Annotated in this window: 10 protein-coding genes; 1 reads left to right on the top strand and 9 read right to left on the bottom strand. The window is 37.3% G+C overall.

Annotated elements, in window-relative coordinates; all coding sequences use genetic code 11:
• Window positions 1–23 precede the first annotated feature (23 nt).
• The 9 genes from HW279_RS08020 to bioD form a co-directional block, all read right to left on the bottom strand.
• Window positions 24–935, bottom strand: coding sequence for a type IX secretion system membrane protein PorP/SprF (locus HW279_RS08020; protein ID WP_178958591.1), 912 nt, complete (start codon window positions 933–935; stop codon window positions 24–26).
• 145 nt (window positions 936–1,080) lie between these two features.
• Entirely contained in the window at window positions 1,081–5,466 is a 4,386-nt protein-coding gene (locus tag HW279_RS08015) for a gliding motility-associated C-terminal domain-containing protein (RefSeq protein WP_255495805.1), read from the bottom strand.
• Between the two features lie 465 nt (window positions 5,467–5,931).
• On the bottom strand, window positions 5,932–6,957 hold the full coding sequence (gene mltG / locus HW279_RS08010; RefSeq protein ID WP_178958590.1) for an endolytic transglycosylase MltG: 1,026 nt from the start codon (window positions 6,955–6,957) through the stop codon (window positions 5,932–5,934).
• A 22-nt stretch (window positions 6,958–6,979) separates the two neighbouring features.
• Window positions 6,980–7,108 (bottom strand): hypothetical protein, encoded by a 129-nt coding sequence (locus HW279_RS11180; protein WP_255495804.1) that lies wholly within the window; start codon window positions 7,106–7,108, stop codon window positions 6,980–6,982.
• Window positions 7,109–7,128: 20 nt separating this feature from the next.
• The gene (locus HW279_RS08005) at window positions 7,129–7,548 is read right to left on the bottom strand and encodes an HXXEE domain-containing protein (protein ID WP_178958589.1); all 420 of its coding nucleotides are present in this window, start codon (window positions 7,546–7,548) and stop codon (window positions 7,129–7,131) included.
• Window positions 7,535–7,948, bottom strand: coding sequence for a hypothetical protein (locus HW279_RS08000; RefSeq protein WP_178958588.1), 414 nt, complete (start codon window positions 7,946–7,948; stop codon window positions 7,535–7,537). The genes HW279_RS08005 and HW279_RS08000 overlap by 14 nt, the downstream gene beginning before the upstream one ends.
• A 125-nt stretch (window positions 7,949–8,073) precedes the next feature.
• The gene (locus HW279_RS07995) at window positions 8,074–10,308 is read right to left on the bottom strand and encodes a polyribonucleotide nucleotidyltransferase (protein WP_178958587.1); all 2,235 of its coding nucleotides are present in this window, start codon (window positions 10,306–10,308) and stop codon (window positions 8,074–8,076) included.
• Between the two features lie 112 nt (window positions 10,309–10,420).
• A complete protein-coding gene (rpsO, locus tag HW279_RS07990; protein ID WP_015782751.1) occupies window positions 10,421–10,690 on the bottom strand; it encodes a 30S ribosomal protein S15 in 270 nt (89 codons plus the stop codon).
• 240 nt (window positions 10,691–10,930) lie between these two features.
• A complete protein-coding gene (gene bioD / locus HW279_RS07985; protein ID WP_178958586.1) occupies window positions 10,931–11,539 on the bottom strand; it encodes a dethiobiotin synthase in 609 nt (202 codons plus the stop codon).
• A gap of 184 nt (window positions 11,540–11,723) precedes the next feature.
• Between bioD and HW279_RS07980 the strand changes: the two genes are divergently transcribed.
• On the top strand, window positions 11,724–12,656 hold the full coding sequence (locus tag HW279_RS07980; protein WP_178958585.1) for a malate dehydrogenase: 933 nt from the start codon (window positions 11,724–11,726) through the stop codon (window positions 12,654–12,656).
• Window positions 12,657–12,699 lie beyond the last annotated feature (43 nt).

Here is a 12,699-nt window from a genome sequence, read left to right as displayed (position 1 = left end):
ATACTCTCTGTTCTCCTTCCTAACTAAAAGAAACGAGGAGACACTATTTTCTTATAGGTTTTGAGCAGTTCATAACGCAAAAAGATTTCGTGTGAACCTGAGTTATATTTTGATAATTCAGTCGTCTCAAAGTCATAAGCATATCCCGCAAACCAACGTTCGCTTATCTGAAAACCTGCCATTACGCTCACTGCTGCCGACCATCTGTAAGCTGCCCCCAACACAAACTTCTCATTAAACATAAAGTTTGCCGATAAGTCCAATTGCAAGGGTGCTCCAAAAGCTATCTTAGAAAGCACTGCGGGTTTGAATTTTGTGTTCTCTGACAAGTTGAACACATAACCACCGATTAAATACATATGTTGTGTATTCTTCAACACAGACACTGAACTCTTGTTGTAATGAGTGGTTTCTAACATATTAGGCACTGAAAACCCTAAATAATACTTATCAGTATACCAATAAATACCCGCTCCTATATTAGGTGAAAAAACACTCTCACTGCCCGATAAGTTAGGGTCTGCTTGGTCTTGTTTAGTTAGCTCATCATAATTTATTTGAAATAAGCTCCCCGAGCCATTGATTCCAAAAGCTAATTTGGAGTTCTCAAAGTTCAAAGTATATGAAAAATCAATCGTTAAATCCGTTTGATTTTGAGGTCCTATACTCTCTCTAAAAATACTTCCTCCCAAACCTACATTGCGTAAGCTCTCCATTGGTTGATGATAACTAATGCTTCCATTAGTAGGGGCTCCTTTGATGCCTACCCATTGGGTACGAAACATACCAAAGAAACTGCCTACCTCTCTTGAGCCTGTATAAGCTGGGTTAAACATCATAGTGTTGTACATATACTGGGTATATTGCGACTCTTGTTGTCCATATATCCCTACACTAAACATTGTTAATACTAAAATAAACGCTTTTTTAATCATTTTTAAACTGTGTATTACTTAACTATTTTTCTTCATTACTGTTAATCAGGTAGATAGTAAATCTAACTAACTTTTATTTCGGCAAAAGTACAACTTTTTTACATTTCTACCACTTTTTACACAATATTTTATATCTATACCCTTATTATTTTTGTATATACAGCCACCCTATTTGTGTTTCTTTCCGTTGAGCATCGTAATATTCTAACACATAGTAGTAAGTTCCTAAGGGCATTTTATCTCCTTTTAATACGTGAGAAGTATTGTCATATCCTTTTATATCAAACACTTTTTCACCTGCCCGATTGTATACCTTAACTCTATTATTGGGGTAATGCTCTATTCCTCTGATATAAAAACAATCATTCTTTCCATCTCCGTTTACTGATAAACCATTGTAAACAGTAATTCTTTTCAATTCACTTGTTGTTGTAAAAGTATCTGCTTTTACCTCTATTTTGGCTACTGAACTCGTTACAGTGCCACATCTATCGGTTATAGTCACATAATAATACCTCTCCCCTACTGCTTCTGTCGAAGGTGTATAACTATTCGCACGAGAATCTATTGCCTTACCATTAATTTTTGTGTTCTTAGTACTTTCATACCACTGATACACAGGTGTAGTGGTACCCTTCACTATCACAAACAAAGGCGATGGTAAAGCTTTCTGAATATAAACAGCTGAGGTAGGTTGTTGCTTGATAGTTAAATAATTCACCTTCAATATTGCCTCTTCAGAATACTGAACGGTAGCAGTTCTTACGTCCGTATAACTATATTTCACCCTATACTTATTGTCGTTTAAATCAGCATTGATAGCATCAAAAAATAAGGTTACTTTATCTCCACTTCTAACAGAGCCCTTTTCTGTATCTATATCCTTCCATTGGGTGCTTTTATTAGTTAATTCTTGCCACTGATAGCCGATGTTTTTTCCCGTAGCACTTGCTGAGATAAGTTTAGCTTCAGAAGTAAATACAGCTCTTTCTCCATTGCATAACACTTGACTCTCAGGTTGTGTTACAACAACAATATCAGGTGTTACTCCCTCTTCACTTTCTACATTATACACAAGTTGTTGCATATTGCATTCCATTAAATTATCATTACAACTCCTGCCTACATATACCTCAACGGTAAAATGTGTCATATCGCAGTTGGTCACTCGGTATTCTAATCGATAAACCATATCTGTATGGGCTCGTAGCTCACTTAAAGAATAATACTTCTTCCCTTGCACATCTTGGGCTGTGATAACTGTTTGCTCTTTCTGTTTAATAGGGTCTATTGCTAACAATCTCAATACTTCTATACCTTGTATATTGCGGAGCATAAGCCAAATATTATCTATGGGCTCCCTGTTCAAATTTTGTAACTTAAAGTCTATAAAAAAGGTCGTGTTATGTATTTTTATATTCTGAGGGGTGATAGACTGCAAAGTAATAGAGCGCTGTCCCCCATAAAGCAAAGTATTCGATGTATTCTGTTTCGTAATCTTTGTCTGTCCACTATTAGCATAATGATAATAAAAACCTTCATAGGTTACCCCCATAATTACTAATTGATTATGGTTAAAGGCTTCTTCTTCGCTTGTACATACTTTTGCTTTACAAGTAGGCTGTACAAAAACTTCTATATACTGAGTCTCATCATTTTGTCCCGAAATAATTTCTGGAGGTAAATACCCCTCCGTTCCTTTCATAGGGTTAGTATAAGTATACACTTTAAAATCCTTATCTTCTTCTGTTGTAAAGCTTTCTAACGGAATATGCACTACATTAGTTGCCGTGTTTTCTAAATAATGATACGCCACCGGCTTTACCAAATCATAACCCTTAGGCACTTTTATCTCTATAATCTTTACAAGCCTCTTAGGGCGATATTCATCTTTAAATATTCTATCGGTAGTCTGTTGAATAACACTCTTCCCTGCCTTATTTCGTAAAGGAAATAACATACAATCTTTCATCTTATAGCAAGAATAAACATCTTCATCAGGTATATTTACAATATAAAATACACTTTTACTCTCTTCTCCACAATATAATTCCTCCGTATGATAACCTCTTTCATTTATGGTTTGTTCTTTTGTTCCATCAATTCTATAAAAAAAAGAACCTATCTCTTCTTTTAATTGAGAGGTTAAAGTAACATCTTCGCCAGTACAACTCTCCACTTGATAAGTAACAACAGCAGTAAATTTCTCATCTGCTAAAACTCCTCGAGAAGGTAATGCCTCTGTTAAATTCCACAAGAAATAATTATTTTCATTATCGGTAGTCTCACGAAGGACACCCTGCTTGGCAAGCAATGTTATGAGATGCTCTCCTATCTTTAAACTAACCTGTTTAGGCAATAATTCCACTGTTTTAGGTACCTGCACATAATAATAAAGATTCTTAGTAGAGCCCCCTAATTGTACACCCTCTGATATTATTTCAATATCGTCTAAGTAAAGAGCTCGCTTGCGGTCTTCTTGCCTCAGTTTAGCGCGTTTTTGCCATTTGGTCATTGTATAATCTGTCCAACCATACGAATTATCAGCCCTTTCTATTGTTGTTGAAAGTGTTTTAGGGGCATTCTCAAAGCACACATCAGGACACTTGGCAACTATCGTCCTTTGTGTACAGATATAGGGTATTTTGCAATAAGTATTATACCTATTCTTATCCATTTGCCAAATTGAATATTGCAAAGAAACCTTGTTTGCCTTGCAAGTTGTTAAAATCATATCAAAAGTGATATATCCCCAAACCTCATCTGCTGTGGTATAACTGAATGTTCCTCCCGAAGAGACATCAGGCAGAGTTATTGCAGGTGCTACCGAACCCCCATAAGCATCGGTTTTATAAAACTTTATATTCATCATTGCCATTCCTTCGGGTAACAACAGCTCATAACGATACTTCCTTTCTGCTATTTCTTTGTGATGTGATTGTAATTGTTGAATATTGTCTTGTGAAGTTACAGAAGCAGTAAAAGATATTGAAGCCGGTATAGGTTGGTTAAATGCTAATAAGGCAGGAAATCTTGAAGTGTCTTTCACATCTTTTATTTTTCGTTTAAAAGTATGGTCACTTAATGACTCTTGTTTATGAAAAGAAATACCACACAAGCTATGGTAAGAAAGCTCAGTAATAATACTTACTGCAAATATCCCTTCGGTAGATGATAAGCAGGGAATATTATCATTTCTAACTAAATCAAACCGTATCTCTAACTTTTCTTCTGGTGCCAAATCATCTCTTACCCCATCACCATCTTCATCAGTAAGACCTATATTGCGTTGTCCTAATGCTAAATTCTTAAAGCTTTCTAATTCAGCAAAGCTAATGATGCGTTTTCCTAACACACCATCAGGCATTTGTATGGCTTTATCAGGGATAATAATTTCTTTTTTCTCACTATCTATAATACGAAAATTCGTAGGTTTATAAGCCTTAAATTTCACCGAATCCTCTTCTTCATAAAGGGTCAGTTGAAGATCATAAGCCGTTGCATTCCCTTTATTAATGTATTGTGTAGTAAACATTCCCAAAGTATTTCCACAGAAGCCTTCACTCCATTTAAAATAAGTTGCTGTACTCTGTCGATTTAAAATAACATTAGGGTTTTCATCAGTTGCCACTTGCATTGTAATCGATTGAACAGCACTACTCACTTCATATAATTCCAAAGGATTTTCTCCCCAATAAGCCTCATAACGCACCTCCCCATTGGCTTTACAACCTTTCGCCGTATACTCTTCTGTAATCCAAACTCCATCCTTCTCTTTTAATCCTTCCGAAATTCGTATCACATACAAATCCTCTCCTCCATTTTGCCCCATATGCTGTGGCACTTTACTTATGGGAGTAAGTACTTTTTTATTGTAAATCATTTTTCGTGTTTTAACCCCTAATGGGTGTTTCACCGAAAAATAAATATCGTTTATGATACCTACTCTTTTTCCTTCTATGGTTTTATTCTCAATACCAAACACTCTCGAATAATCCTCCATAGGATTCTCTTTCACCTTTTGTGTCGTAATTTGCAGATTAGGAGTATTCAAAAAATATTCATTAGATTTTTTAGTAGCAACCGTTACCTCATCAATCATTACCCCCACTTCATCTTGAAGAGATAAATGTGTTTTAAGATAGCTGTACCCTCTTTTAGTAATTCTCCGTTTCACTAAAAGATGTGTTGTACTTCCTGGTCTACTTAGTACAGTAAGCACAGGGTTATTAGGTAAATTTATATCTTTGGGAATAACTTTTCGTATGGCACTGTTCTTTTCAAGAGTATATCCCGCATATTCAATTCCTTCAGGAAAAGTGAATCGTATATCTATCTTTTCTTTATCTTTAGGAAAAATAATTCTCACGGAAATATAAGTGCCTTCTTGAAAACCAGAAGTAGTAAATTTTACATTCTCTGAAATTACAGTTTTTATTTGCTGTGCTTTAAGAATCTCTGTTGAAGAAAAGAGTATAAGTAGTAGTATTAGAGTAAATACATTTGCTGTTCGTTTAAAATCCAACATCATTATTAAGCCTTAAAAAACTTCATTTTACAAGGCAAAATTAGGTCTTCACCCATAAAAACACAAGATTTTTAACATTTATTTTTTATGAGTGCCCAATAAATATATTATTCATCTATAATAACTGTCATTACAGTACCCGCTTAGCAGGTATCAGCAATTGGAAAATAAGTGAACAAAGAAACCTTTTTAATATATCTCTCCTTCACTTTACTTCCACTTTACATTCGTTGTTCCTTCGTTTATCGTTCGTCTTTTGTTCGTTGTAGACCCACTGTAGACCCACTGTAGACCCACTGTAGACCCACTGTAGACCCACTGTAGACCCACTGTAGACCCACTGTAGACCCACTGTAGAGCCACTCATTGTTCATTTATCCTATAAGCTCTGTATAAGTTACCCCTAATTTCACCATTAATCATTAACCATTAACCATTAATCATTAACCATTAACCATTAATCATCTTCTATTTAATTCCTTTGTCATCAACCCATCTTGTATATTGCTTTTTCCCTTGTAGGTGTTGCATATAGGTACGCGAAAATTTGTGATAACCGTAATTTTCAGTATCAGCAACAAAAAAGAGATAATCGTGTTGCTCAGGGTTGAGCACAGCTTCAATACTCGATATGTCAGGCATCGTGATAAGTCCCACAGGTAAACCGTAATTCCGATAAGTATTATAGGGGTTTTGCAAACTTGTATGTACCTCGGTAACGCGTTTTATTACCATATTGTAATCACCTGTATGGTTTTTCATAGCAAAGATAGCAGTAGGGTCAGCTTGCAATTTCATATTGATATGTAAGCGGTTCAAGTAAACCCCTGCTATGCGCGGACGCTCGTCTACCTTAGCCGTTTCTTTCTGTACAATTGATGCCAATATACTCACTTCTATGGGCGTAAGCCCTTGCTTTTGGGCTTGGGCTTTGCGTTCAGGCGTCCAAAAACGCTCATATTCTTTGAGCATACGGTCACGAAATTCTTCGGCAGAGGTATTCCAATAGAACTCATACGTATTGGGGATATACATTGCCAATGCAGTAGCATCGGTGAAACCGTTCTCTTTGAGGAAGTTAGGGTTTAAGAAAGCACGCATTAGAGTAGCACTATCGGGTTCTATTTGAGCAGCGATACGTCCTGCAAAGTCTTCTAATCGCTCCTGATTGTTGAATTTGAGTTTCACAGGAGTATTGCGATTGCGAAGAGTGCGTACGATATCTATATTGGTTGCCCCTTTTTTGATGATGTATTTACCTGCTTTTACTTTATCGGCATAACCTATACGCTTAGCTACTTGGATAAAAGAAGTACGGTCTTTCAACAAGGGACTCATCACGTGCAACACATCGCTAAAATCGGCTCCTGTAGGGATATATACTATTTCTTCTTGGGTTTGAAAAGCTGTATTGCTCACCAGTACAGCGCGGTAAATAAAGAAACCTAATACGGCAATCACAGTAATCACCGCTCCTATAATCCATTTTTTCATTGTATTTCTATTTTTAAAATTTTTATTTTATGGTTTTGTCTTCTTTTTCTCTAAATTTCTTTTCTTTGGCTACCTCATTTTGCAAAAGCTTAGCATACTGACCGAAGTTCAACGAGGTTTCTAAACCAAGAGCTCTGTAAGTTTGTATCATTTCTGATATAGCTATTATTTTTATCTTTTAAACAACTGATACCCCCATTTTGGAATGAGGTAAACACCTATGAGGCAGGTTACCATTACGGGAGAATAGGAATGGGTAAAATAGCTTATTAGGATATGATATACTAAGAAAAAACTCAATCCTGCAAGGTATAAACCAAGAGCAATTCTCGTGGCTTTTTCGCTCTTTTGACATAAAAAAGCAATGACCGCTACCAAAGTGAGTTGTCCTATAGAAGCTCCTATAAAATATTCAGGGTGTTCATTGGCTAAATGAGCATTCTCTAAAATTCTTGAGAACTGCAACCAAGAGGGTATCTTATCTACAAAGTCAATATACCATTGCCAGAAAGAAATACTCTCTTCTACTTGATGCAAAGCGTGTAGTCCCATTATGGGTAGCCACAAATGTATGTATCTATTGCTTTCCATATACTTCTGCTTTTAATGCGGTAATATAGTTTTGTTGTATCCGTTTTAAATTCCAAAAGAAAGGCACAATAAGTCTTAAAAAGAAGTTTTTGATATGTATTTTCTCTTGAAAGTAAACTTTAGTACGTCCGTTATACGATTCAAACTTTCCTTCCCATTCTCCATTGAATAGTTTGTGTTGCATTGTAAAGGCATAATAATCATATTCTTTCTTCTGAATATTCTTAAAAAGCGTGTGTCCCCCACCTTTGTAATATTCAATAAAACCATCTTCTAATAACTCAATGTTTTCCACTTCCTTTCGCCACTGAAAGTTCTTGTTATCAGTAACAATATTATATACCAATGTTATAGGCGCATCAATCACATCAGTTATTATTGAAATTAGAAAGGGTTTCATTTTTGAAATCTTTTATCTGAAGGCAAAGATACTAAAAAAAAGAAAAACCGAAAACTTTATACTATAAAAGTACAAAATCTTCGGTTTTAAAAATATTATGAATACAAAAATTCTATAACATACGTCTATTCTTGACGTGGTTTTTGGTTATTATTGTGTCCTTTAGGGCGGTCGTTACGAGGTTTACCGTTGTAAGGCTTATCAGACTTAGGACGGTCTTCTCTCGCTGGACGGTCAGGGCGCTCTTCGCGTGGTGGACGTGGCAACAAGGCTTTGCGTGATACTCTTGTTTTCTTAGTTTTAGGGTCGATACCAAGGTATTTCACTTCTATGATATCACCTTCTTTAAGAGCGTCTTCTATTTTATCCACTCTATCCCAAGATACTTCTGAGATATGGAGCAAAGAGTCTTTGCCAGGAACAAACTCTACAAAAGCACCGAACTCTACTAAACGCACTACTTTCACAGTATAAGTTTCTCCTTCTACAGGTTCAAATTTCACTGCATTTACTGCCTCAATAGCTTCTTGAATGCCTGCTTCGTCAGTACCTAAGATTTCTATGATGCCCAATTCGCCCACTTCTTCTACCACAATAGTAGTATTGGTGCGCGCTTGTAAATCTTGAATATTTTTACCACCCGTACCGATGAATGCCCCAATGTATTCCTTAGGCATATCCATCTTAACGATTTTAGGAGCGTGAGGTTTCACAGTAGGGTTAGGTTTTGCAATCGTATCAGTGATTTTGCCCAAGATGTGCATACGTCCTTCGCGGGCTTGGTTCAAAGCTTTTTCGAGTATTTCGTAAGAAAGACCTTTTATTTTGATATCCATTTGGCAAGCGGTAATACCATCGGCGGTACCGGTTACCTTAAAGTCCATATCACCTAAGTGGTCTTCATCACCTAAGATATCCGAAAGTACTGCATAACGCTCACCATCGGTGATGAGCCCCATAGCAATACCCGATACAGGTTTTACCATTTGTACCCCTGCATCCATCAAGGCTAAAGTACCTGCACACACAGTTGCCATTGAAGATGAACCGTTAGACTCCAAGATTTCAGAAACTACACGTACGGTATAAGGGCAATCCTCAGGAATCATACGTTTGAGGGCGCGTTGTGCTAAGTTACCGTGACCTATCTCACGGCGCGATGTTCCGCGTAATGGACGTGCTTCACCAGTAGAGAAAGGAGGGAAGTTGTAATGCAAGTAGAAACGTTCTTCACCTTGTTCTGAAGGCAAATCGATTACGTTTGCTTCGCGTGAAGTTCCCAACGTAACGGTAGTAAGCGATTGGGTTTCACCACGTGTAAAGATAGATGAACCGTGTGCTGATGGCAAGTAACCTACTTCACACCAAATAGGACGTATTTGGGTAGTGTTACGACCGTCTAAACGGATATTTTCGTTTAGAATAAGGTTACGCACGGCTTCTTTTTCAGCCTCGTCAAAATAACGAGTAATGATAGGAGTAAGCTCTTCTAATTCTTCTTCGGTGAAGAGTGCCAAGCATTCTTCTTTTACCGCATTAAACTTCTCGCCACGTTCTTGTTTGGTAGTATTTTCTTTGGCAATTGCATAGCATTTTTCGTAAGCCAAAGGATATACTTTTGCTTTTACCTCTTCGTTTTCAACCTCTGGCTCATAAGTACGTTTTTCGGTCTTACCTACTTTTTCAGCCAAACGCAACTGAGCTTCGATATGAGGTTTGATAGCCTCGTGAGCAAATTTGATCGCTTCAGCCATATCTTTTTCGCTTACCTCGTCCATTTCACCTTCTACCATTGCCACAAAGTCTTTAGAAGCACCTACCATAATATCAATATCAGAAGCTTCTAATTGTTCACGACTTGGGTTTACGATAAATTGACCGTTTACACGACCTACGCGTACTTCAGAAATAGGACCATCAAACGGAATGTCGGACACTGCCAAACAAGCAGAGGCAGCAAGACCAGCTAAAGCATCGGGCATTACATTCTCGTCGTGAGAGATAAGCTGGATCATCACTTGTGTTTCAGCGTGATAATCTTTAGGGAATAGCGGACGCAATACGCGGTCTACCAAGCGCATTGTCAAGATTTCTTGATCGCTAGGACGCGTTTCACGTTTGAAGAAGCCTCCAGGGAAACGACCTGCTGCTGCAAACTTCTCACGATAGTCTACAGTAAGAGGTAAAAAATCAGTTTCAGGATTGATTTCTTTAGCCGATACTACAGTTGCCAATAGCATCGCATTCCCCATTTGCACCACAACAGCACCGTCGGCTTGTTTAGCCAACTTGCCAGTTTCGATAGTGATGGTACGACCATCACCTAATTCGATGATTTCTTTTTTTACTTCTGGAATCATTCTTTAATTGTTAATTAATAATTAATAATTGTTGTGTTGTGGGCTTTAGGGTTTAACCAATGAAAAACTGCTGTAATAAACAAAAGGAGGCACAAAGCCTCCTTAGTATTGCTTATTTTCTGATGTTTAACTCTTTGATAATCGCACGATATCTTTCAATATCAGTGTTTTTCAAATAGTCGAGCAAACTTCTGCGTTTACCTACCAATCTTACCAAAGAACGCTCGGTATTGAAATCTTTACGATTTACTTTCAAGTGTTCTGTAAGATGATTGATTCTAAGGGTAAAAAGAGCGATTTGCCCTTCTGCTGAACCTGTGTTGGTTTCTGAACCTGCGTACTTTTTAAAAATTTCCGCTTTTACTTCTTTTGTTAAATACATTCCAATATTAATTTAATGATTATTATGTACATTTTTTTTCGGGCGCAAAGATAAAAAGATTTTATAAGCTGTGCAAATTTATAGATAGATTTTTCCTCTTCTCAATTTATCCTTAACCTATACAAAGCTTATAGGAAACTTGAACAAATCTTGGAAGATTATTATACAAAGGGTATATGACACATTGATTATCATTAGATTACAAATCTATTTTTTACTACAAAAATATAACATTTTGTATTATATTTTTAGTTTGCCAGCATATTCTTTAACAACTTGTTTATCGAAATAAGGTTCTTCATCTATACGTAAAAGCACGGGGAGTCCTGTTTTATGAAGAATAAACTCCTCAGTAGACGGTGTGGGGGTACCACTAAAAATAATGCCGTGAACGTTGAGTCCTTTTTTTTTAAGGGCTTCATAAGTGAGCATTGTATGATTAATACTACCCAAATAGTGACGAGAGACAAGCACTACCTTATCGGTGGGGAGGATAAGATCGAGCATAGTATCTTCATCATTTAAAGGAACATAGAGACCTCCTGCTGCTTCAATAATTAAGGTGTTATAGGTGGTAGGACGCACAATTTTGGAAAGCTCAATGCGAATGCCATCTAACTGAGCAGAAAGATGTGGACTGGCAGGTGTGTGTAGCCCATAACTATTAGGGTGAAATACCGTGCGGGAGTTGCTAATGAGGCATTTTACCTTATGAGTATCGGAGTTTTCTAAATCGCCAGATTGAATTGGTTTCCAATAATCAGCTTGAAGGGCTTCGGTAAGTATAGCGGAAACGATGGTTTTACCGACTTCGGTGGAGATGCCCACCACAAAATAAGTGTCTTTCATTTTGAATGGTTTATTAGTTTTAAAAGTGCAAAAGTACATAAAAAGCACATAGCATAAAATGAAAAAGTAAAAAGAATGTTAAAAATATTTTTAAAGATAATTTGGAGGATTTGCTAAAAGTCCTTACTTTTGTTGCTTGAAAATAACCATCAGGAGGCTTCTCCTGACTTAAATAATAGATTATATGAAAGTTACAGTAGTAGGCGCTGGTGCCGTAGGAGCAAGTTGCGCAGAGTACATTGCTATTAAAGACTTCGCGTCTGAAGTAGTTTTAATTGACATCAAAGAAGGTTTTGCCGAAGGTAAGGCTATGGATTTGATGCAAACCGCTTCGCTTAACGGGTTTGACACTCGTATTGTAGGGGTTACTAACGATTATTCAAAAACTGCGGGCAGTGATGTAGCAGTGATTACCTCAGGTATTCCTCGTAAACCAGGTATGACTCGTGAAGAGCTTATCGGCACCAATGCAAACATTGTGAAATCGGTTGTAGAACAATTGGTAAAATACTCACCTAATGTGATTGTGATTGTAGTGAGCAATCCTATGGACACTATGGCTTATTTGGTACATAAAGCCACTAAGTTACCTAAGAACCACATCATTGGTATGGGTGGAGCACTCGATAGCGCTCGCTTTAAATATCGTTTGGCAGAAGCGCTTAACAGTCCGATTTCAGACGTAGATGGTATGGTAATTGCTGCTCACAGCGATAGTGGTATGCTACCTCTTACTCGTTTGGCAAGCTATCGTGGTGTGCCTGTAACTGAGTTTTTAAGTACTGACCGCCTCAATCAGGTTGCAGAAGACACCAAAGTAGGTGGCGCGACTCTTACTAAACTCTTGGGGACTTCGGCTTGGTATGCACCAGGGGCTGCCGTATCAGCTTTAGTACAAGCAATTGCTTGCGACCAAAAGAAACTCTTCCCTTGCTCAGTATTGCTCGAAGGTGAATACGGACAAAAAGATGTGTGCGTAGGTGTACCTGTAATTATTGGCAAAAATGGTATTGAAAAAATTGTAGAGGTAAAACTCGACGAGGCTGAAAAAGCGAAATTTGCTGAAAGTACCGGAGCAGTACGCGAAGTAAACAAAGCGTTGGCAAGCGTATTATAGTTGGGTAGAACAACTATATAAACACTAAAAAAGTGATTATTTT

It is taken from the genome of Capnocytophaga sp. oral taxon 903 (genome assembly GCF_013394785.1).
GTDB classification, from domain to species: domain Bacteria; phylum Bacteroidota; class Bacteroidia; order Flavobacteriales; family Flavobacteriaceae; genus Capnocytophaga; species Capnocytophaga ochracea.
The sequence above is the reverse complement of the archived record's forward strand: the minus strand, read 5'-3'. Positions and strand labels throughout refer to the sequence as shown.

What these genes read in the sequence shown, in the direction of transcription:
- rpsO (WP_015782751.1), bottom strand. Translation starts at nt 10,690, where the DNA reads ATGTATTTAACAAAAGAAGTAAAAGCGGAAATTTTTAAAAAGTACGCA.
- HW279_RS08005 (WP_178958589.1), bottom strand. Translation starts at nt 7,548, where the DNA reads ATGGAAAGCAATAGATACATACATTTGTGGCTACCCATAATGGGACTA.
- HW279_RS08015 (WP_255495805.1), bottom strand. Translation starts at nt 5,466, where the DNA reads ATGATGTTGGATTTTAAACGAACAGCAAATGTATTTACTCTAATACTA.
- HW279_RS08000 (WP_178958588.1), bottom strand. Translation starts at nt 7,948, where the DNA reads ATGAAACCCTTTCTAATTTCAATAATAACTGATGTGATTGATGCGCCT.
- HW279_RS11180 (WP_255495804.1), bottom strand. Translation starts at nt 7,108, where the DNA reads ATGATACAAACTTACAGAGCTCTTGGTTTAGAAACCTCGTTGAACTTC.
- HW279_RS07995 (WP_178958587.1), bottom strand. Translation starts at nt 10,308, where the DNA reads ATGATTCCAGAAGTAAAAAAAGAAATCATCGAATTAGGTGATGGTCGT.
- HW279_RS07980 (WP_178958585.1), top strand. Translation starts at nt 11,724, where the DNA reads ATGAAAGTTACAGTAGTAGGCGCTGGTGCCGTAGGAGCAAGTTGCGCA.
- mltG (WP_178958590.1), bottom strand. Translation starts at nt 6,957, where the DNA reads ATGAAAAAATGGATTATAGGAGCGGTGATTACTGTGATTGCCGTATTA.
- bioD (WP_178958586.1), bottom strand. Translation starts at nt 11,539, where the DNA reads ATGAAAGACACTTATTTTGTGGTGGGCATCTCCACCGAAGTCGGTAAA.
- HW279_RS08020 (WP_178958591.1), bottom strand. Translation starts at nt 935, where the DNA reads ATGATTAAAAAAGCGTTTATTTTAGTATTAACAATGTTTAGTGTAGGG.